General features: G+C 76.0%; 14 protein-coding genes and 1 pseudogene. 7 read left to right on the plus strand and 8 right to left on the minus strand.

What is annotated here, in order from left to right:
• The first annotated feature begins 44 nt into the window (after positions 1-44).
• A complete protein-coding gene (locus tag IF99_RS0108350) occupies positions 45-1,199 on the plus strand; it encodes an ROK family transcriptional regulator (RefSeq protein WP_030995727.1) in 1,155 nt (384 codons plus the stop codon).
• Between the two features lie 142 nt (positions 1,200-1,341).
• On the opposite strand, the gene IF99_RS0108355 is transcribed toward IF99_RS0108350, so the two are convergent.
• Entirely contained in the window at positions 1,342-2,094 is a 753-nt protein-coding gene (locus IF99_RS0108355; protein WP_030995728.1) for a GntR family transcriptional regulator, read from the minus strand.
• Positions 2,095-2,412: 318 nt separating this feature from the next.
• On the opposite strand from IF99_RS0108355, the gene IF99_RS0108360 reads away from it, so the two are divergent.
• Both IF99_RS0108360 and IF99_RS0108365 read left to right on the plus strand, forming a co-directional pair.
• A complete protein-coding gene (locus tag IF99_RS0108360) occupies positions 2,413-2,949 on the plus strand; it encodes an AAA family ATPase (protein WP_030995729.1) in 537 nt (178 codons plus the stop codon).
• A gap of 854 nt (positions 2,950-3,803) precedes the next feature.
• Positions 3,804-5,774 (plus strand): sigma-70 family RNA polymerase sigma factor, encoded by a 1,971-nt coding sequence (locus IF99_RS0108365; RefSeq protein ID WP_030995730.1) that lies wholly within the window; start codon positions 3,804-3,806, stop codon positions 5,772-5,774.
• Positions 5,775-5,791: 17 nt separating this feature from the next.
• Here IF99_RS0108365 and IF99_RS0108370 read toward each other — a convergent pair whose 3' ends face one another.
• The gene (locus tag IF99_RS0108370; RefSeq protein ID WP_030995731.1) at positions 5,792-6,544 is read right to left on the minus strand and encodes a MerR family transcriptional regulator; all 753 of its coding nucleotides are present in this window, start codon (positions 6,542-6,544) and stop codon (positions 5,792-5,794) included.
• Between the two features lie 41 nt (positions 6,545-6,585).
• On the opposite strand from IF99_RS0108370, the gene IF99_RS0108375 reads away from it, so the two are divergent.
• The gene (locus tag IF99_RS0108375; RefSeq protein WP_030995732.1) at positions 6,586-7,026 is read left to right on the plus strand and encodes a DUF6194 family protein; all 441 of its coding nucleotides are present in this window, start codon (positions 6,586-6,588) and stop codon (positions 7,024-7,026) included.
• Positions 7,027-7,183: 157 nt separating this feature from the next.
• On the opposite strand, the gene IF99_RS0108380 is transcribed toward IF99_RS0108375, so the two are convergent.
• Positions 7,184-8,890 (minus strand): alkaline phosphatase D family protein, encoded by a 1,707-nt coding sequence (locus IF99_RS0108380; protein WP_420705653.1) that lies wholly within the window; start codon positions 8,888-8,890, stop codon positions 7,184-7,186.
• A 405-nt stretch (positions 8,891-9,295) separates the two neighbouring features.
• Here IF99_RS0108380 and IF99_RS0108385 point away from each other — a divergent pair, with 405 nt between their 5' ends.
• Positions 9,296-9,889, plus strand: a complete 594-nt coding sequence (locus tag IF99_RS0108385) for a response regulator transcription factor (protein ID WP_030995734.1) — start codon at positions 9,296-9,298, stop codon at positions 9,887-9,889.
• A gap of 228 nt (positions 9,890-10,117) precedes the next feature.
• Here IF99_RS0108385 and IF99_RS35705 read toward each other — a convergent pair.
• The 5 genes and pseudogenes from IF99_RS35705 to IF99_RS0108410 all read right to left on the minus strand — a co-directional run.
• Positions 10,118-10,717, minus strand: a pseudogene (locus IF99_RS35705) (ATP-binding cassette domain-containing protein); the annotation flags it as partial.
• An 896-nt stretch (positions 10,718-11,613) separates the two neighbouring features.
• Entirely contained in the window at positions 11,614-13,380 is a 1,767-nt protein-coding gene (locus IF99_RS35425; RefSeq protein WP_030995736.1) for an ATP-binding cassette domain-containing protein, read from the minus strand.
• A gap of 124 nt (positions 13,381-13,504) precedes the next feature.
• Positions 13,505-13,636 (minus strand): SapB/AmfS family lanthipeptide, encoded by a 132-nt coding sequence (locus IF99_RS0108400; RefSeq protein ID WP_010272359.1) that lies wholly within the window; start codon positions 13,634-13,636, stop codon positions 13,505-13,507.
• Positions 13,637-13,706: 70 nt separating this feature from the next.
• Positions 13,707-16,382, minus strand: a complete 2,676-nt coding sequence (gene lanKC / locus IF99_RS0108405) for a class III lanthionine synthetase LanKC (protein ID WP_030995737.1) — start codon at positions 16,380-16,382, stop codon at positions 13,707-13,709.
• Positions 16,383-16,586: 204 nt separating this feature from the next.
• Entirely contained in the window at positions 16,587-17,033 is a 447-nt protein-coding gene (locus IF99_RS0108410; RefSeq protein WP_030995738.1) for a hypothetical protein, read from the minus strand.
• Between the two features lie 136 nt (positions 17,034-17,169).
• Here IF99_RS0108410 and IF99_RS0108415 point away from each other — a divergent pair, with 136 nt between their 5' ends.
• Positions 17,170-18,561 carry a GNAT family N-acetyltransferase gene (locus tag IF99_RS0108415; protein WP_030995739.1) on the plus strand — a complete coding sequence of 464 codons (1,392 nt, stop codon included), beginning with the start codon at positions 17,170-17,172 and terminating at the stop codon, positions 18,559-18,561.
• Positions 18,562-18,842: 281 nt separating this feature from the next.
• A complete protein-coding gene (locus tag IF99_RS0108420; RefSeq protein ID WP_030995740.1) occupies positions 18,843-20,525 on the plus strand; it encodes a DUF885 domain-containing protein in 1,683 nt (560 codons plus the stop codon).
• The last annotated feature ends 90 nt before the right edge of the window (positions 20,526-20,615 follow it).

Here is a 20,615-nt window from a genome sequence, read left to right on the forward strand (position 1 = left end):
TTGTACGATCCGGCCACACAGGGTGCGAGCTGGAAGGACGTGACGTGGGGCGGCTGACCGGTGGTGATCCCTCTCTGCTGCGGCGGATCAACTCCGCCGTGGTCCTCGACACGCTGCGCGGCGGGCGGCCCCGCACACTCACCGAGATCGCGCGCCTGACGGGCCTGTCCCGGCCCACCGTCGAGGGCTCGGTGGACGATCTCACCGCGGCCGGGCTCGTCGTCGAGACAGCCGCGGACGCGGGGGCGCGCAAGCAGGGCCGCCCGGCGCGCCTGTACCGCTTCCGGTCCGAGGCGGGGCACCTGCTCGGCCTGGAGATCGGCCCGCACCGCGTCGCGGCCGTCGTCTCCGACCTGGAGGGCCGCGAACTCGGCACGGCGGCCCGGGAGGTCGAGGAGTCGGCGGGTGCCGACGACCGGATCGAACGGCTGCGGACGACGGCAGGCGAGCTGCTGCGGCGCACAGGCGTCGCGCGGGACTCGCTGCGTGCCGTCGGGGTCGGGAGCCCGGGGATCGTCGAGACGGACGGCACGATCCGCCTGGGAACCGCGCTGCCGCAGTGGACGGGGCTCAGGCTCGGGGAGCGGCTGCGGCGTTCGTTCCGCTGTCCCGTACTCGTCGAGAACGACGCGAACGCCGCCGCGCTCGCCGAGCACTGGCAGGGCGTCGCGCGCGGCAGCGACGACGTCGTCGTGGTCCTCGCGGGGCTGAGCCCGGGCGCCGGCTCGCTCATCGGGGGGCGTCTGCACCGGGGCTTCGGCGGAGCCGCGGGGGAGATCGGAGCACTGCACCTGCTCGGCCAGGAGGAGCGGCCCGAGACGCTGCTCTCGACGACGGACCGCCCGCTGCACCCGCTCGACGAGCGGGCCGTGACCGAGGTGTTCGCGCTCGCCCGCGAGGGCCAGGACCAGGCGCGCGCGGCGGTGGACCGCTTCCTCTCGCGGCTCGTGCACGATGTCGCCGCACTCGTGCTCGCGCTCGACCCCGAACTCGTCGTGATCGGCGGCTGGGCGGCGGGGCTCGACGGCGTACTGGAGCCGCTGCGGCGGCAGTTGGAGAAGTACTGCCTGCGGACGCCTCGCGTGGAGCTGTCCGGGCTCGGCGAGGCGGCGATCATGACGGGGGCGCTGCGGCTCGCGCTGGACCACGTGGAGGAGGACCTGTTCGCCGTGGAGAGCACGGTGTCGGCGCGCGCCTGAGCGGCCGGAGGGCGCCGAGGCTGGACGGCACCGGGGCGGGAGGGGCGGCCGGGCGTGCGGTGGTACGGGTACGGGGCCGCGCGCAGGTGTGCGCGGCCCCGTACCCGTGCGTGAGCCGTTGCCGCCGTGACGGCGCCGCAGGTCAGGAGGCGCGGCGGGCCGGAGCGATCTCGACGCCCGCGCCGTCGGTGCCGAAGGTGAGGCGGCAGGTGTCCGCGCGGTAGGTCGCGACGGAGACGGCGGCCGTGGCGCCCTCGGCGAAGAAGCGGGTCGTGACGAGGAGGACGGGGGAGCCGGGCAGGCGGTCGAGGCGGCGGGCGTCCTCGGCCCCGGCGGAGCCGAGTTCCACGGAGCGGTCCTCGCCCTCCGGCTCCAGGTGGCCCAGCTCGCGCAGCACGGCGCGGGCGCGCGCGCTGCCACCCGGGGCGTCGATGGCGCTCAGCCCGGGAACGGAGGCGGCCGGAACGTAGAGGAGTTCGGTCGCGACCGGCAGGGCCTCGTCGAGGCGGACCCGAGTGAGGACGTGCACGGGCTCGTCACCGGTGCCGAGAAGCTCGGCGACAGCGGCGGGGGGTACGGCGCGGTACGCGTCGCGGGCCTGCCAGGGGTCGCACGGGGCGCCCGGCCAGTTCTCGCGGCTGCTGCCGACCTCGACGCCGACGCGCGGCGGGGCGACCGTGGTGCCGACGCCGCGGCGGCGCTGGAGGCGGCCCTCCAGCTCCAGTTGTTCGAGCGCCTGGCGGAGCGTGGCGCGGGCCACGCCGAAACGGGCGGCGAGTTCGCGCTCGTTGGGCAGCACCTCGCCCACCGCGAACTCGTGGTCCAGCGCTTCGCCGATGACCGTCTTGAGATGCCGGTACTTGGGCTCCGGCACTGTGTGCAGCCTGGTCCCCACCCTGTCCTCCACCTTCGCCGTGTGCCTCGCGCCGTGTGCCGTGCCTGGTGCCGCGCGCGGTTCCGCCCACCCGATGTGCGGGGAGCCGGAGCTTTACGCGGGCTTCTTTATTAAAGGTTGTTGCACTATCCGACTCAGGCGAGAGTAGGCCCGCCCTCACCCTTGGTCAAGACCAATCATCGACGCCTCTTCCACGGAACGGTCAGATCCCGGCAAAGGGTTCATCAGGTGTTCGTGATTCGCTCGTTCAGGGGGTTTTCGCGCCACAGAAGAGCGGGAGTCCGCCCGTCTGAGAGGCTGCTGGCCGGAGGTGGCGCGATGACGGAACCGGTCCTCGTGACGGTGCGGGGCAACAGCGCGAGCGGGAAGAGCACGCTCGCCTCGGGGCTGCGGGAGCGGTACGGGAGGGGGCTCGCGCTCGTGGCACAGGACGTGCTGCGGCGGGAGGTGCTGCGGGAGCGGGACGTGCCGGGCGGAGCGAACATCGGTCTCGTCGCGCTCACCGCGCGGCACGCGCTCGCGCACGGCTTCCACGTCGTCGTCGAGGGCATCTTGGCGAGCGCCCGCTACGGCGCGATGCTCACCGCCCTCCTCGCGGAGCACTCCGGCCCGAAGGCGAGTTACTACCTGGACGTGCCCTTCGACGAGACCCTCCGCCGCCACGCGGGCAAGGCGATCGCAGGTGTCGTCACGGAGGCGGACCTGCGGAGCTGGTACCTGCCGCGCGACCTGCTCCCCGGCGGCGTCGAGAGGGTGATCCCCGCCGCATGCGGGGCGGCGGAGGCGGCGGACCTGGTGTTCCGGGACTCGGGCCTCGCGGCGGCCCGGCGTGAAGGGGGACCCGCTTCGCCCTAGCCGTTCCGCAGTACGGTGCAGAACCCGCACCGCGCGGGCGACCACCTCACGCGGGGCGAGCGGGCCCCACCGGTCAGTTCGTGGCGCCGAGGTCGGACGGCCGGGTGCGCAGCTCGGCGGAGACCCGGGACAGGACGCGCCGGTCGGCGGGCCCAGCGGATCGAGGACGAGGGCGCGCACCGAACGGAGGGGGGTGGAGGCCGCTGCGACGACCGGGCGAAGCCCTCGTCCGCGAGGGCGGCGATCGTGATGCGGCCCTCGTCAGGGTCGGAGTGACGCTCGACCCGACGGCGCTGCTCGAAGCGCTTGACGACATGGGAGAGGCGTGAGAGCGAATCGCTCGCGAGGTAGGCGAAACTCACTCATCCGCGGGCGGCGGCCGGGCGATCCGGAGATGTGGCTGGGAGTCAGGTACTCGGAGAACGTGAGCAGTTCCGGGCCCGGATGGCGAGCGCGCCCCGATCTGGACGCAGCTCGGCGTACCGGCCCTGGACGCCCCGGGGACGCGTGGAGATCCGCGTGACGGCGCTCGTGCGGCGCGAGGGGTGACGTACGGGACCTGACGCGGACGAGCCGCCGGGCCCCTCGCCCCGGCCCTGGGTCCGGCGCCCGCGCCCTCGGACCCGCCACTCCGCAGCGCCCGGCCCGGCCCTCGGCGGCCCAGCCCCCCGCCCTCGGCGGCGCCCGGCCCGGCGTCCGTGCTGTTCGCGCGCTGGCTTTTCCGGGCGGAGTAGGGGATTTTCCTTCTCCCGGGGTTTTTCCGTTGTCCGGGGGCCCGGCCCCGCGTCTCCCAGTCGGGGCGGCACGGTCGGAGTCCGCCCAGGCTTACGTACAGCGCGTGAAGGAGCAGCCAGATGCGGGAGACCGGTCACAGCGGGCCCGGGGCCGGGACGGTGCGTGCCGCCAGGGCCGGGGACTCGGCGGCACTCGACCGGCTGCTCGCCGAGAGCCTGCCCCTCGTCTACAACGTCGTGGGCCGCGCGCTCAACGGGCACAGCGACGTCGACGACGTCGTCCAGGAGACACTGCTCCGCGTCGTGCGCGCGCTGCCGCAGCTCCGGGACGAACACGCCTACCGCTCCTGGCTCATCGCGATCGCGGTACGGCGCGTCCGCGACCGCGAGCGGGCCCTTCGTGCGGCCGGGCAGCACCTCGCCGACTGGGACAGCGCCGCCGACGTGCCCGACCCCGCCGCCGATTTCGTGGGCCTGACCGTGCTGCGCCTCGGGCTCACCGATCAGCGCAGGGAGATCGCCGAGGCGACCCGCTGGCTCGACGGAGACGACCGCGCGCTGCTCTCGCTGTGGTGGCTGGAGGAGACCGGCGAGCTGGAGCGCGCCGAACTCGCCGAGGCGCTCGGCGTCTCACGGCGCCACGCGGCGGTACGGGTGCAGCGCATGAAGGAGCAGATGGAGACGGCCCGCACCGTCGTGCACGCGCTGACGCGACGAGAGGAGTGCGCGGAACTCGGCGGGCTCCTCGGCGGCTGGGACGGCACGCCCTCGCCGCTGTGGCGCAAGCGGATCGCACGGCACGTGCGCGGCTGCGCGCGCTGCGGCGACGGGCGGCGGCTCCTGCCGATGGAACGGCTCCTCGCCGGCCTGCCGCTGCTGCCGCCGCCCGCCGCCCACGCGCCGCACCTGCTCGGGTACGGGGCGGAAGGCGCCGCCTCCGCGCCGCCGCACGCCCCCACGGGCCACCCCTCCCCCGCCGCCCCTGCGGCGGGCCCGCGCACCGCTCCGTCCTCCCCCCGGCGGGGCGGTGCGCACCGGGGTCCGCGCACGGCGGCGCGGCTCTTCCACGGCCCGGTCGGGATCGGTGCCGCCGCCGCGGCCGTGGCCGCCGCCGTCGCGACGCCGTTCCTCCTGCGCGGCGGCGAGGAGCCCGCGGGCGCGTCCGTCCGCGCGGCCACCGTGCCCCGCTCCGCCCCCGAGACCCCCGCACCGTCGACGACATCGCCCAGCCCCTCCCCCACCCCCTCCCACTCGGCGAAGCACGCACCCTCGCCCCGTACCCCCGGGAAGACGAGCCCCGCGCCGACGCGGCGGGCCGCGTCCTCCTCGCACGCCCCGCGAACCGCCGTCGTCGCCTCGGCGCGCAAGGGCGTCGGGGTGTGGGACGCGCCCGGCGACGAGCAGGGGCTCGCCGCCTCGGGGGCGCGCTGGTACTACACGTGGTCGGCGAGTCCGCGCGGGATCGTGGACTCGGGTGCGCCGGGCTTCGTCCCGATGATCTGGGGCGAGAAGAACACGGACGACGCGACCCTCGCGACGGCGCGCGCCAACGGCCCGTACCTGCTCGGCTTCAACGAGCCGGACATGGGCGGCCAGGCGAACCTGTCCGTCGAACGGGCCCTCGACCTGTGGCCGAAGCTCATGGCGCACGGCAAGGTCCTCGGCAGCCCCGCGGTCGCCTACGGCGGGGACACGCCCGGGGGCTGGCTCGACCGCTTCATGACGGGGGCGCGGGAACGCGGCTACCGCGTCGACTTCGTCGCGGTGCACTGGTACGGGGGCGACTTCCGTACCGAGGCGGCGGTCCAGCAGCTGAGGACGTACCTGGAGGCCGTGCACCGCAGGTACGGCAAGCCGGTGTGGCTCACGGAGTTCGCGCTGACGGACTTCTCGCAGGGCGTCCGCTTCCCCTCCCCCACCGAGCAGGCGGCTTTCCTCTCCTCCGCGACGCGGATGCTCGACACCCTGCCCTGGCTCCAGCGCTACGCCTGGTTCGGGCTCCCCTCCGCCGCCGGAGAGGTGAACACGGGCCTCTACCGCCCGGACGGCTCCTGGACGGAGGCGGGGGAGGCGTTCCGCACGGCGCGGTGAGGGGCGGGTGCGTGCGCTCAGGCGGGCGGACGCGTCTCGTGCGCGGCCGCAGGCGGACGACGCGTCCCGTGCGTCCGCACCACCACCTCCGCCACGTCCGTTCCCGCCCGCAGCAGCGCCAGCATGCGACTGCCCAGGTGGTCGAGGCGGACGGACAGGAGGCGGACCGCCTCCTCGGCCCCGTCGAAGCGGTCGAGCGCTGCGAGGAGTTCGCGGACACGGGGGATGCCGTGCCCCGCGGCGCGCAGGACGGTGACCACGCGGGCGGCGCGGATGGCGGGCTGGGTGTAGCGGCGGGCGCCGTGCGAGGTGACGCGGTCGGGGGTGAGCAGTCCCTCCCGCTCCCAGAAGCGCAGCGTGGAGGGGCGGACGCCGAGGGCGGTGGCGAGCTGGGTGATCGTCATGGCGTCGTCGTCCGGTGTCGTGCCCTCCGCGCGGAGGGCACGGACCGCGTCCAGGGCGCGCAGGGTCTCCTCGCGGGCGCGGGCGAGATCCGCGTGGGCCGCGCCGACGGCGGCGGCCGCTTCCGCCGGCGGTGCGGTGTGCGCCTCGGCGAGGAGGCGGCGGGCCGCGACGGGGCCGAGGGCGTGCGCGAGGTCCCGGTAGGCCCGCAGGGCGTGGATGTGGACCTCGGACCACTCGCGGTAGCCGTTGGCGGCGCGCGGCGCCGGTGGCAGGACACCGAGTCGTTCCAGGTCACGGACCTGCTGGAACGAGTAGCCGGAGCGGTGGACCAGCTCGGCCGTGCGCAGCGGTGCCGCGTCCTTCATCGGGGAACCCCACAGAAGCACTTGAAGGTCATGCTCGAACCATGAGTATCGAGCACATCCTCGCGGCCGTGCGCCGCCTCGACGGCGCCCTCGTCCTCGTACCGGGGCCGGGCAGCGGCTTCCCGCCCCTCGCGCACGGCGACGCCTTCTTCTTCTACGCGCCGGACGGCGAGGTCCCCGCGCACACCCAGCCCTACGGCACGCTGCTCACGAAGGACTACCCGGGCGACTCCTCCTCGCGCCTCGACGCCTCCGGCCGGTACCGCGTCAACGCGCACGTCGGCCGCACGGCGGCGCGCCGCCACACGCCCGCCGACCCCGCCGCCACCGACGTGTTCTTCCCGCACCCGCTCTACGGGGCCCAGGGCTGGGTTAGTGTCGTGAACCCCGGCCCCCGCACCACCGACGCTCTCCTCGGCCTGCTCCGCACGGCCCACGAGGCGGCCCGCGCCCGCTACGAACGCCGCGCCGGGCCGCGGTAGCCGACGGCCGCCCCGCGCCGCCTCGCTCGGGCCTCCGTCCGCCCGTAAGGACCCCCACCCGCCCCGCGCGGGCCCCGTCCGCCCCGCGCGGGCCCACGGCTGAGCGGCGCGGAGCCGCCCGGTCACAGCCCCCGCGGGGGCCCGGCGCCGCTGGTCGTCACTGGCCGACGAGCCCCGGCCTGAGCACCCGCGTGTAGAGCACCCGGCCGCCCTCCTCGCGGAGCCGGACCGTCAGTTCGCCGGACCGTCCGTCGATGCTCACCTCGCCGTAGTTGGGCGGGAGTTCGGCCGGCGATACGTTGGCCCGCGCGGGTGCCTTCAGGAAGGTCTGGCGCGGGCCGAAGGTGCCGTCGAGCGGGACGCTCGGGAAGCCGCCCGCCGAGAGCGGCCCCGAGACGAACTCCCAGAACGGCGCGAAGTCCTGAAAGGCGGCGCGCTCGGGCGCGTAGTGCTGGGCCGAGGTGTAGTGCACGTCCGCCGTGAGCCACAGGGTGCCCGTGACGCGGGCGTGCTTGATGTGGCGCAGGAGTTCGGCGATCTGGAGTTCGCGGCCGAGCGGGGCCCCGGGATCGCCCTGCGCCACCGCCTCGAAGTTGGTGGCCCCGTCCGCGACGACCAGTCCGAGCGGCATGTCCGCCGCGATGACCTTCCACACGGCCCGGGAGCGCGACAACTCGCGCTTGAGCCACCTCAGTTGGTGCGCGCCGAGGATGCCCTGCGGGTCGTCCACCTGGCGGTTGCGGGAGTTGGGGTCGCGGTAGGTGCGCATGTCGAGGACGAAGACGTCGAGCAGCGGGCCGTGGCGCAGGACCCGGTACACGCGTCCGTCGGGGTCGCCCGGCGGGAGGGTGCTGAGCGGGAAGTACTCGGAGAAGGCGCGGCGGGCGCGGGCGGCGAGGACGTCCACCCGCTTCTCGGTGTAGAGAGGGTCGTCGAGGATCTGGCCGGGGTACCAGTTGTTGCGCACCTCGTGGTCGTCCCACTGCGTGATCTGCGGGACCTGGGCGTTGAAGCGGCGCAGGTGCGCGTCGAGGAGGTTGTAGCGGAAGGCGCCCCGGTACTCGTCGAGGCTCTGCGCGACGGCGGACTTCGCCTCGGTCGTGAGGTTGCGCCACACCGTGCCGTCCGGGAGCGTCACGCTCGGCTGGATCGGCCCGTCCGCGTAGATCGTGTCGCCGCTGCACAGGAAGAAGTCCGGGTCCAGTCGCGCCATCTCCTCGTAGACGCGCCAGCCGCCCCGGTCGGGGTTGATGCCCCAGCCCTGACCGGCGATGTCGCCCGACCACAGGAAGCGCACCCCCGCCGAGCGGCGCGCGGGGGCGGTGCGGAAGGTGCCGGTGACGGGCCGCGAGGAGCGGCGGGGGTCGTCCGGGTCGGCGAGCGTCACGCGGTAGTGGATCTGCTCGCCCGGCGGGAGGCCGTGCAGGGCCGTGGTGCCGGTGAAGTCGGTGCCGGGGGTCAGGAGCGGGCCGCGCCAGCGGCGGGCGCCGCGGAAGGACTCGGTGGCGGAGGTCTCGACGGTCATCACGGCGGGCCGGTCGCTCCGGGTCCAGATCACCGCGGAGCGCTCTCCGACGTCCCCGGCCTGCACGCCCCAGTCGGCGGCGGGCCGTCCGGACCAGGCCCGCGCGGGCGCGCGGCCCGCCGCCCGCGCGTTCGCCGCGCCGAACGCGGGCACGGCGAGCCCGGCGGTCGCGAGGGCGGCTCCGGCGAGGAGGGACCTGCGGGCGGGGCGGGGCGACAACGGGCCCCGCGAAGAAGCGGGCCCACCGGGAGCGGCGGCTCCGTGACCGGGGGTTGTCCGAGCGGGGTCTTTGTGGGCGTGGTCTGCGGAGACGGCGTTCGGGCGGACGGCGTCGCTCATCGCTTGCTCCTCCTCGGGGCTTCGGTACGGGCCGCAGTGTGCCCTCCGTCGCCCCTACGGGCGCCGGGGCGTGCGGGGGAACGGCCGGTGAACTTCTTCCGGAGGGGAGTGCGCGGGACAGCGGGCGGCCCGGTCCCCCGCGCCGGTCCCTGAGGGAACGGCCGGCTGACGGCGGACGGCACGGCCGTCCGGTCCTCCTCCGCGTGCGGGCTCCCCAGGGGGCGCACGGGGCGCGCGTCCCGCGCGTTCGCGCGCCGCCCCGCCTCGTCCTGTTCCGGCCAATACGCGGCTATCGCGCACGCGCGGGCACCCGCTCCGGTGAACTGATCGATGCCGGGCGGGAGCCGCCCCGGTCACACGACGCCAGGGGGAGTCCGGGTGCCGCTTCGCACGAACATATTGCTGGTGCACGAGATCCCGCTCTGGCGGGTCGCGCTCCGTGCCCTGCTCACAGCCGACACGGATCTGCACGTCGAGACGGCGGGGCCGGGTGACGTGGGTCGGGCGGCCGGGACCTGCCCGCCCGACGTCTACGTCCTCGACCTCGACTGTCCGGGTTCCCTGGGCCTGCTCACCGAGATAGAGAGCTTCCGCGCCAGCCGCGCCGACGACGGCACGGGCGCGCTCGTCATCCTGACGAAGGGCGAGCGGCCCGGTGACCTGCGCCGCGCCTTCCACGCGGGCGCGGGCGGGTACGTGGACAAGTACGGCGAGACGGGGGACCTCGCGGCCGTGGTCCGCAAGGTCGCCGCCGGGGGGCGGCACCTGGACGAGACGCTGGCCTTCGGCCTGCTGCGGGTGTCCGAAACGCCGCTGTCGGACCGTGAGCTACGCGTCCTCGGGCTCGCCGCCGAGGGCGAGTCGGTGGCCGCGATCGCCGGGCACCTGCACCTCGCCGCCGGAACGGTCCGCAACTACCTCGCGGCGGCCATCCGCAAGACCGGCGCGCGCAACCGGCTGGACGCCATCCGGCTCGCCAAGGAGGCCGGCTGGCTGTGAGACGGCGGGCGTGAAGGCGCCGGTCAGCTCACGGAAGAGGGCCGAGCGGGCGGCCAGTTCCCCCGGCGTGCCGCAGTCGGTACGGGCCCCGTCGAGGAGCAGTACCCGGGTGGCGCGCGCCGCGGTCGCCGGACGGTGCGCGACGAGGACGAGCGTCGTCCCGGGCCGGGCGGACAGCGCGCGTTCCACCCGCAGTTCGGCCTGCGGGTCCAGGTGGCTCGTGGCCTCGTCGAGCACCAGGAGCGGCGCGGGCGAGAGCCAGGCACGGGCGAGGGCCACGCGCTGGCGTTCACCGGGCGAGAGCCGCCCCGGCGGGACGGGCGCGTCCCAGCCCCCGACGGCCCGTACCACCGCTTCGAGCCCGGCGGCCCGCGCCGCGGCGGCGAGCGCCGTGTCGTCCGCGTGCGGGCTCAGGTACGTGACGGCCTCGCGGAGCGTACCCGCGGGGAGGTAGGCCTGTTGCGGGGCAAGGGTGCGGAAGAGCGCGGGGTCGGTGTCGCCGGGCGGGCGGCCGTGCCACAGCACCTGTCCGGACGTCGGCGCCCGCACGCCCGCGACGAGCGCGGCGAAGGTCGACTTGCCCGCTCCGCTCGGCCCGATGACGGCCAGCCGTTCCCCGGGATCGAGCACGAGGTCGAGTCCGTCGAGCACCGGGCGGGCTCCCGCCCCGTACGCGTACGAGACCCCGCGCAGCTCCAGGAGGGGCCCCGGGCGGACCCTGGGCGGGGCCGCGGCGGGCTCCGGCGGGGCGGGCAGGGGGGCGGGCGGGACGGCGAAGCGGTCGAGGACGACGAGGAGGCGGCCCCCCGCCGTGCCGAGCGCCGTCATGAGCGACTGGAGCGCGGGAAGCAGCGCCTGCGAGAGGTAGGCGAGCGCCCCGACCAGTTCTCCGGGGGTGAGTCCGCGGCGCAGCAGCCAGGGTGCCGCCACGAGGAGCAGCAGGGGAGGGACACGGCCCGCGAGAGCGAGGGCGAGGACCCGTACCGCCGACCAGCGGGCGAGTGCCCGCGCCGCGTCCGCCTCGGCGGCGGCGACGCGCGCGGCGTGCGCCGCGACGAGGGCGCTCCCGCCCGTCGCGGCGAGGTCGCGCAGGCCGGACGCGGCGTGTCCCGCGAGAGCGGCGTACTCCTCGTCGGCAGCGAGGAGGGCGCGCTGCCGTGCGGCGGTGGGCCCGAGGGTGGCGAGGAAGAGGGCGAGGCCGAGGAGGAGGGGCGGGAGGAGGACGAGGAGGAGGGGCGGCGCGAGGGCCGCGAGTCCGGCCAGTGCCCCGGCCGTCGTGAAGACGAAGGAGCGCAGGGACAGCACGAGCCCGGCCCAGCCGTCCCTGGCGATCTCGCTCTGGTGGGTCACCCGCGAGACGGCGGCGGTACGGGCCCGCTCGGGCAGTTCCCCGCGCAGCGCCGCTCCGAGGGCCCCCGCGACCGCGCGCCGCACGAGGCCGTCGCGCAACGGTTCCACGAGCGCGGCGAGTCCCCGGAAGACACCGCTCTGGGCGGGTCCGGCCGGGAGGGCCGCGAGGGCGGCGAGCCCCAGCCACGCCAGTCCTGTCCCGGTCCGCCCGGCGAGGAACCCCGCGTCGAGCGCGCGGGCGAGGGCGTATCCGCCGGCGAAGGTCTGGACGGACTCGACGAGCGACCACCCGGCGAGGCGTGCGAGGTCCCGGCGCCGCTCCCGCAGGTAGGGGCGCGCGGCGCGGCCGACGCGGGCCCACGGCCCGTGCGGCCTCAGCACGCGCGGCCCCCGGAGCCGGTACCGGCGGCTGCCGGGAGCGGGTCGCCCGCGAAGACCTCGCGGTAGGCGGGGTCCCGCCACAGTTCGGCGTGCGGGGCGCAGCCGCGCACGCGCCCCGCGTCGAGCCACAGGACGCGGTCGGCGCGGGCGGCGACGGAACCGCGGTGCGTGACGTGGAGCCGCGTGACGGGCAGGCGGGCCAGGTAGCGGTGGACCTCGCGCTCGGTCAGCGTGTCGAGTGCCGAGGTCGCGTCGTCGAGGACGAGGAGGCGGCCGGGGTGGGCGAAGGCCCGTGCGAGGCCGAGGCGTTGGTGTTCGCCGCCGCTGAGCGGGGCGGCGTCGATGCGGGTCGCGTAGCCGTCGGGCAGGGCGCGGACGAACCCGTGCGCCGCGGCGCCGCGCGCACCGGCGCGCACCGTCGCGCCGTCCGGCCGCGTGGCGCCGAAGGCGAGGGCGTCCTCGATCGTGTCCCCGAAGAGCACGGGGCGCGCGAAGGCGTACGTGGCGGCGCGGCGCAGAGCCGCGGGTGCGAGGGTGCGCAGCTCGGCCCCGTCGAGGAGGACGCGGCCCGCGCTCGGGGCGACGAGTCCTCCGGCCACGGCCGCGAGCTGGGACTTGCCCGTGCCCGAACGTCCCACGACCGCGAGGTACTCGCCCGCCGCGACGTCGAGGTCGATGCCGCGCAGCACCTCGGCGCCCGCGCGGCGCAGACCCACGCCGCGCAGACTGAGCGCGCCGCCGCCGGGCGGCAGTGGCGCGGTCCCGGCGGGCGGCGCGGCGAGGGCGAGCAGCGGCGCGAGGCGCCCGGCGGCGGCGCGGCCGCGCGCGAGGGCGCTCAGCGCGCCGGTGATCGTGCCGATGCCCACGGCGAGGGCCGCGTACCGCGTGACCGCGACGAGCGCGCCGACCTCGATGGCCCCGGCCGCGAGCCGCAGTCCGGACACCGCGAGGACGAGGACGGTCAGCAGCGGCAGCAGGACCCCCGCGCGTCCCGCGGCCCGCCCGTACAGGAGCCACGTGGCGCGCCCGTGCGCGGCGAGTTCCGCGAGCGGAGCGGTGACGCGGCCGAACTCGCGGTGCGCGGTGCCCGCGGCGTGGACCGTCTCGGCGCCTTCGAGGACTTCGGTGAGGCGGGAGGCGATGAGGGCCTGGGTGTGCTGGTAGCGGGCGCCTGCTTCGGCGGTGCCGCGGGTGAAGGCGCGCAGCAGCACGGCGACGGCCGGGAATCCGGCGAGGAGGGCGAGACCGGTCCACAGGTCGGTCAGCAGGACGCCCGCGAGGCCGCCGAGCGGGAGCAGGACGGCCGGGACGGCGGCGGCGAGCGTGACGGGGACGGTCGCCGCTTCGGCGGTGTTCGCGGTGAGGCGGGTCGCGAGGTCGCCGGGGTGCGGCAGGTCCCTGTCGTCGGGTGCGGCGGCGAGGACACGGCCCAGGAGCAGGCCGCGCAGGCGGGCGGTGCGGGTGGCGGTCGCGGCACCGCTCAGCGCGGCGACGGCGGTGTCGAGCAGGACCTCGGTGGCGGTGAGGGCGAGGCACAGCCGGATGCCGTCCCACGGGACGGGGCCGCCGGCGGCGAGCCGCGACAGCGTCGAGCCGAGCAGCGCGGGCAGGGCGAGGGCGGCGAGCGCCGCGCCGAGGGAGCAGAGCAGCACGGCGACGGGGGCAGCGGAGCGTGCCGTGAGCGCGAGGGCGGCGGGTGGGCGGGACCACCCGGGTGGAGTCCCCCGGGGGGTCCGCTTCCCGGGGCGGGTGGGTGGCACGCCGGTTCCCTCCTGGGCGTGGGGCGGCGGGAGGCGGGAGCGGCGGAGTCCTCCGCCGTGTGGCAACGGGGCACCGGCCGCGCGCGCGGCCGGTGCCCCGTGCCTCACTCCGGGCGGGTCTGCGTCACGGGGTGCAGAGGGTGACGCTCAGGGAGCTGTACTCGCAGATGAGGAGACTCACCTGACTGCCGGTGGCGATGTCCTGGAAGCCCTCCTCCTCGGGGGTCTCCATCACCTGAAGGTCGAGCAGTGCCATGGCACGGTTCCTTTCGGAACGGGGCCGGGCGGCGGCAAGGAGCGGTCCGCCGGTCCGGCCGGTGGAGTGATCACCTCTCGGTGGCTCCGGCCCCCGGGTGGGGGCCGTCTGTGGGCCGCGGTGGCGGCAGGAACGGCAGCGTGAACCGGGCGGGTTCCGGTCCGTACGCGCTGCCGAGGGCGAGCAGGCAGCCCGCTGTCCCGGTGGCGAGGTCCATCGAGAGCCGAAGGAGCTGTTCGCCGGGGAAGGCGAGGCCGCCCGCGTGGGGCAGAGCCTGGTCGGTGAGGAGCGCGCGGTGGCGCTCGATGACGCGGCGGCGCGCGAGGGGGTCGCCGGCCGGGGTGCGCGCGAGGTGCAGGACGAGCCCGGCGACGCCGCGGAAGAGACCGGGCTGGATGTAGAAGCGGGAGGTGGCCGCCTGCCGCAGCGCGGGGCGGTGGACGGCGAGCGGGTCGCCGGGCCGGTGAGCGAGGTAGTCGTCGAGGACCATCGCGAGGCCCGCGCTGCCGCCGCCGAGGTAGGGCATGGTGCGTTTGCCCTCGACCACGAGGAGGGCGTCGTCGGCCCCGGTGCGGCAGTGGGCGAGGTCCAGGCGCAGCGCGGTGGCGGCGAGGTCGAGCGTCCCGGTGTCGCCCGTCTCCTCGTACCGGCGGATGAGCAGGAGGGCCGCTCCGGCGGCTCCGTGGAGCAGCCCCGCGCGGCTGCCCGCAGGTCTCCGCGTCCGTGCCGCCGCCTCGCGCACCGACCGGGTCACCGCCTCGGCGCAGCGGTCGGCGGCGGCCCGCAGCGTCGCGGTCTCCGTGCGGTCGCCGCCCGCGGCGAGCGCGCCGAGGACGAGCGCGATCCCGGCCTGTCCGCCGTGCAGCCCCGGGGGCAGGGCGTGCAGGGGTTCCCGGGCGACGAGGGCGGCGAGGTCGAGGGCCTCCTGGCGGTGGCCGAGGCGGTCGAGGGTCCAGGCGATCCCGGCGAGTCCGTCGTAGAGCCCGCAGGGGGTGCCCGAGGCGGGTGCCTTCGTCCGTGCGAGCAGCCACTCCTCGGCTTCGGGACATCGCTCCCCGGCCGCGTCGAGGGCGTGCAGGACGCCGGCCGTGCCGTAGCCGAGGCTCGCGCCACCGGCCGGGGTGGCGAACTGGGCGATGTCGCCCGGGAAGCAGCGGTCGGCGCGCTCGGGGGTGCGCGAGGCGAGCAGCGCGCGGACGAGGAGGTCCCGGGCGCGCGGCCAGGAGGTGAGGGACACCGTTTCCGCCCGCTCGGGCCCTCCGCGGGGCACCGCGGGGGACGCGGTGGGCGGGGCGGTGGTCCCGGCGGACGCGCTCGCGGGGCCCTCGATCTCCCGTACGGCCGCGTCGAGCGAGGCGCGCGGTACGGGGAAGGTCTCGGCGATCGCGTCGGCGAGGCGGGCGGCGTAGGCGCGGTCGAGGCCGAGGAGTGTCGTGAGCGGGAGGTGCAGGGCGAGGCGCAGGCAGGCGAGCGCGTAGGTGTCGACGGCCTGCCCGGCGCGGTCCTTGGGGGCGGCGAAGGCGGGGTTGGCGACGGTGGGCCGTCTCGCCTCGGTCACGGGCGAGGCCGCCTCGAAGTCGAGCAGGACGACCCGCTGTTCGTCCTCGCTCACCATGACATTGCTCATGTGCAGGTCGCCCATGACCACCCCGCGCGCATGGACGGCGGCGACGGCCTCCGCGACCAGCCGGTGCATCCGTTCGGCCCACGCGGCGTGAGCGGCGAGCGCCGCCTCGCCGGGCGCGGAGCGCGACAGCGGGAAGCGGCGGGCGAAGAGCGTGTTGAGCGTGGTGCCGGGCACGAAGTCCATGACGAGGAAGTGGTGTTCACCCACGGTCAGGTCCTCGTGCACGGCGGGCACGCAGTCGAGCCCGGCGAGCCGGCGCAGCACGTCCGCCTCGCGTGCCAGGCGGGTCACGGCGTCGGCGCCGTCCGCGGCGAGCCCCGCGTGGGGGCGCGCCTCCTTGAGGACGAGGCGCCTTCCCGTGCGGGGGTCCCTGGCGCGGTAGACCCCGCCGCCGTTGGAGAAGTGCAGCGCGCCCTCGATCTCGTAGGGGATGCCGTCCGCGCCCGCCGCGGCGCGCGCCGCGAGGTGCGGGGCGAGGAAGGGCGGTGGTGTGACCCAGTCGGGGACGGCGAAGACGGGCCCCCGCGGATCGGGGACGAGAACGCCCTCCGGGTCGGCCACGGCGGGTACGGGGACGCCGCCGGGTCCGGGGCAGAAGCGCGGCGCGAAGGCCCCGTAGCGCACGTGCACGGGCCCGGCGCCGAGTCGCAGGTCGCTCAGGATGTACGGGCCGGGCTCGCCGTCGAGCTCGGCGGCGAGGTCCTGGCACAGCGGCTCGAAGTCGGCGGGGTCCGGCGGGTAGAGCGTGAGGAACTTGCCGCTGCCCGCGCGGTCCGCGTACTTCCCGTTGCGCAGCAGGAGGAGCGTCGGGGTGGGCACGAACTTGAAGGGGACGCGGCGGGCGAAGCAGAAGCGGGCCGTCCGCGCGAGGACGCGGGGGGCCGCTTCCAGGCTCGCCGAGACGTGGATCTTCCAGCCCTGCGGCGGTATCCGCAGCCCCGCCGGGGCCAGCGAGCGCCAGTCACCGCGCCGCGCCTCTTCCCAGCCGGGCGGGACGGAGCCGAGCGCGGTGGCGTAGTCCTCCGCGCCCGGCTGGGCGACGAGGCCGGCCCGCGCGTGGTGCGCGGCGTCGTAGAAGAGGGGGTGCGCGGCGGCGTACGCGGCGTACTCGGGGTTCACGCGTCCTCCCTCGGTGTGGTGCGGGGGCCACCGGAACCGGCGGCGCGATCGAGATTCGCACGCCAGGACCCCTGTCGGGCAGTGCCCGTTGTCACCACTGCGGGGCGGGTCCCGCACGGTCGCGATGTGCTTCCCGCACCTGTCCGGCGCCCGGGGCGGCACGGAGCGGGCACGCGAAAAGCACACGCCGCGCGGGCGTCGCGCTCACTCCCCGTCCGCCACCAGCAGCCGGTCCACCGCCTTGCCGAAGACGAGGGCGGCCACCCGCCGTGTCACGGGGTCAGCGGCGCGCGGGAGCCCGCGCAGGCTGATGTCCTCCGTCCAGCGGACGCGACAGCCCGACGCGAGTGGCAGGACCTCGACGAGGGCCCAGCCGGTGAAGACCCGCCCGCGCTTGTCGAGGCGGCACACCCCCGGACGGCCCGGCCCCGGGGGCCGCCACACGGTGACCTCCATGGGGTCATCGAAGCCGAGGCGGCCGATACCGGTCCTGGCGACGAAGACCGTGCCGAGCCCGCGGCCCGGGGGCCCGCCGCGTACCCGTACCGCTGTGAGCGGGGCGACGCGCCCGTGCCGTCGCCAGTCGGTGAGCAGGTCCCAGGCGCGCGACGCCGGGAGCGTGCTGCCGCGTTCGATCACGAAGAGAGCCAAGAGAGGTCCTTTCTCAATCTTTCGGTCTTTTCGTATGTAACGGTTCATATCGGTGTGTTCTTGATCGGAACGATACTTAACCGATCAGTCACAAGGCGTTCGTTGTCGCGCAACACCGGTGCCCGAAGCTGAGCGCATGAACGCTGAGACTCCTGCGCACGAGGCGGCCCCGCGCCCGCGCCACTGGCGCCGCGAACTCGTCGAGCTCGCCGCCCTCTTCACCGCCGTCGCCGTCGCCGACGCGGTCGCCAACACCGTTGCGCACGGGCCCGGGGGTCCCGAGCTGCTGATCACCTCGGCGGTACTGCTCGCCGCGACCGCCGGTTTCCACGTGTGGTGGTCGCGGCGCCACGGGCACGCCCCTCCCCCGCTCGATACCGGTACCGGTGCGGAGCCGGTCACCGGGGAGCACGACGGAGCGACCGTCCTGTGGCGGATGCGCACCACCGTGCGCGACGAGCCCGGCTCGCTCGCCGCGCTGTGCGGGGCGCTCGCGCGGCACCGCGTCGACATCCTCAGCCTCCAGACGCACCCGCTCGCCGAGGGCACCGTCGACGAGTTCTCGCTGCGCGCCCCGGCGAGCCTGGAGGCGAGCGCGCTGACCCGTGCGGTCGCCGCGGCGGGCGGCAGCGGTACGTGGATCGAGCGGGCCGACGCCCACGACCTCGTGGACCCGCCCGCGCGCATCCTGCACCTCGCCACGCGCACCGCTCTCGACCCCTCCGAACTCCCGCTCGCGCTGCGCGAACTCCTCGGCCGCTGCGCGATCCGCTCGCTGCCCGCCGGCAAGGCGGCACAGGGCGCGGAGGGCATCCACGACGGCGAGGGCGGTCCCGGCACCGTCCTGCGCCTGCACACCCCCGAAGGCGACGTCGTCACCGCCGAACGGGCCTACCTCCCCTTCACGCCCACCGAGTTCGCGCGCGCCCGCGCGCTCCTCGCCCTCGACGCGCGGCTCGGCCCCCGGCTCCCCGGCGGCGCCGAGGTGTACACGCTGCCGCGCGGCGAGGCCGTCACGGTCGAACGGGCCGGGCAGGGCGACCTGGAGGAGGCGAGGGAACTCCACGCCCGCTGCTCCCCCGCGACGCTCGCCCGCCGCTACCACGGCCCGGTGCGCGACGCGGACCGCTACCTCGCGCACCTGCTCAGCCCCCGCCACGGCCGCACCCTCGCGGCACGGACCTCCACCGGTCGGCTCGTCGCGCTCGGGCATCTGCTGTGGGACGGCGAGGAGACCGAGGTCGCGCTGCTCGTGGAGGACGCCTGGCAGCGCCAGGGCGTCGGCTCCCGGCTCCTCGAACGGCTCGTCGCGATGGCCGCCGAGGCGGAGGCCGACAGCGTGTACGCGGTGACCCAGGCGTCCAACACCGGGATGGTCGCCGCGATGCGCGGCCTCGGGCTGCCGCTGGACTACCAGATCGAGGAGGGCACGCTCGTGATCACGGCACGCCTCGCGGGGCACGCACCGGACACGGCAGCACGCCCGGGCGCACGGGGCGCGGCGGGCCAGGGACGCGGGCGGGGCTGAGGGCGCCGGGGCGCCCGGTCCGCGCCGTAGCCCTCGCCACGCCACGGCACCCCACCGCCTCGAGCCGCCCGCGCCCCGCCTCGTGCCCCCGCCTGCCACCCCCGTGCCCGCGAGGCCCCTCCCGGCCGAAAACGGGTCCCGGACACCCTTGTCCGGGGCCCGTTTGCGCGCGAGAACGACCGTTTTCACCCCGCCCCTTTCGGCAATCCGTCCGGAAACCGGACGCCCAGGGAGCCGCCATCCGGATGACACCGCACGCCGTGAGGTACCAAGATGAGCCCATGCCAGAGACCAAGACCCCGCTCCCCCGCGAGGTCGCCGACGCGTACGTCGACGACCTCGTCGCACTCGACCCGATCACCGGTACGTACCTCGGTGTCGCCGAGAGCGCCACGCGGCTGCCCGACTTCTCCCCCGCCGGGGCCGAGGCCTTCGCCGCGCTCGCCCGTACCACCCTGGACCGGCTCGCCGAGGCCGAGCGGGCGCCCGGCGCGGACAGCGACATCGAGCGGCGCTGCGCCCGCCTGCTCCGCGAGCGCCTCACCGCCGAACTCGCCGTCCACGAGGCGGGCGAGCACCTGCGCACCGTCGGCAACATGAATACCCCCGCGCACCCGGTGCGGGACATCTTCACGCTGATGCCGACCGCGACAGAGGAGGACTGGCGGGCCATCGCCGCGCGCCTGCGCGCCGTCCCCGCCGCGCTGGAGGGGTACCGGGAGTCGCTCGCGCTCGGCCTGGAGCGCGGCCTGCCCGCGCAGCCCGAGCCGACCGCCACCTTCGTCGAGCAGCTCACCGAGTGGGCGGGCGAGGGCCACGGCTGGTTCGAGGACTTCGTCGCGGCCGGGCCCGAGGCGCTGCGCGCCGAGCTCGACGAGGCGGCGCACGGCGCCACGGCCGCCGTGGTCGCGCTGCGGGACTGGGTGCGCGACGAGTACGCGCCCGAGATCGCCGACGCCCCGGCCGTCGTGGGCCGCGAGCGCTACGCCCGCTGGGCCCGGAACTTCAACGGCAGCGACCTCGATCTCGACGAGGCGTACGCGTACGGCTGGTCCGAGTTCCACCGACTGCTCGCCGAGATGCGCACCGAGGCCGAGAAGGTGCTGCCGGGGGCGGCGACCCCGTGGGTCGCGCTCGCGCACCTCGACGAGCACGGCACGCGCATCGAGGGCGTCGAGGAGACCCGCCAGTGGCTCCAGAGCCTCATGGACGAGGCGATCGAGCAGCTCGACGGCACGCACTTCGAGCTGGCCGAGCGGGTCCGCAAGGTCGAGGCGTGCATCGCCCCCGCGGGCAGCGCGGCGGCCCCGTACTACACGGAGCCGTCCGAGGACTTCTCGCGGCCGGGCCGTACGTGGCTGCCCACGATGGGCGAGACGAGCTTCCCCGTCTACGACCTCACGTCGACCTGGTACCACGAGGGCGTCCCCGGGCACCACCTCCAGCTCGCGCAGTGGACGCACGTCGCCGACAGCCTCTCGCGCTACCAGGCCGGCATCGGCATGGTCTCGGCGAACGTGGAGGGCTGGGCGCTGTACGCAGAGCGCCTCATGGACGAGCTGGGCTACCTGGACACGCCGGAGAAGCGCCTCGGCTACCTCGACGCGCAGATGATGCGCGCGGTCCGCGTCATCATCGACATCGGCATGCACCTGGAGCTGGAGATCCCGGCCGACTCTCCCTTCCACCCGGGTGAGCGCTGGACCCCGGCCCTCGCGCACGAGTTCTTCGCCGCGCACAGCAGCCGCCCGGCCGCGTTCGTCGCGAGCGAGATGATCCGCTACCTCTCGATGCCGGGCCAGGCCATCGGCTACAAGCTCGGCGAGCGTGCCTGGCTCACGGGCCGCGCCAACGCGCAGAAGGCGCACGGCGACGCCTTCGACGCGAAGAAGTGGCACATGGCCGCGCTCTCGCAGGGCTCGCTGGGGCTCGACGACCTGGTGGAGGAGCTGTCCCGGCTCTGAGCGGTTGACGCGGGGCGTGGAGGGGGCGGGGACCGGCCGGGTTCCCGCCCCTCCACGTGTGCGGGCCGGGAGGTTCCCGTCCCTCCGCGC

It is taken from the genome of Streptomyces sp. NRRL F-5630 (genome assembly GCF_000719475.1).
Classification (GTDB): Bacteria; Actinomycetota; Actinomycetes; order Streptomycetales; family Streptomycetaceae; genus Streptomyces.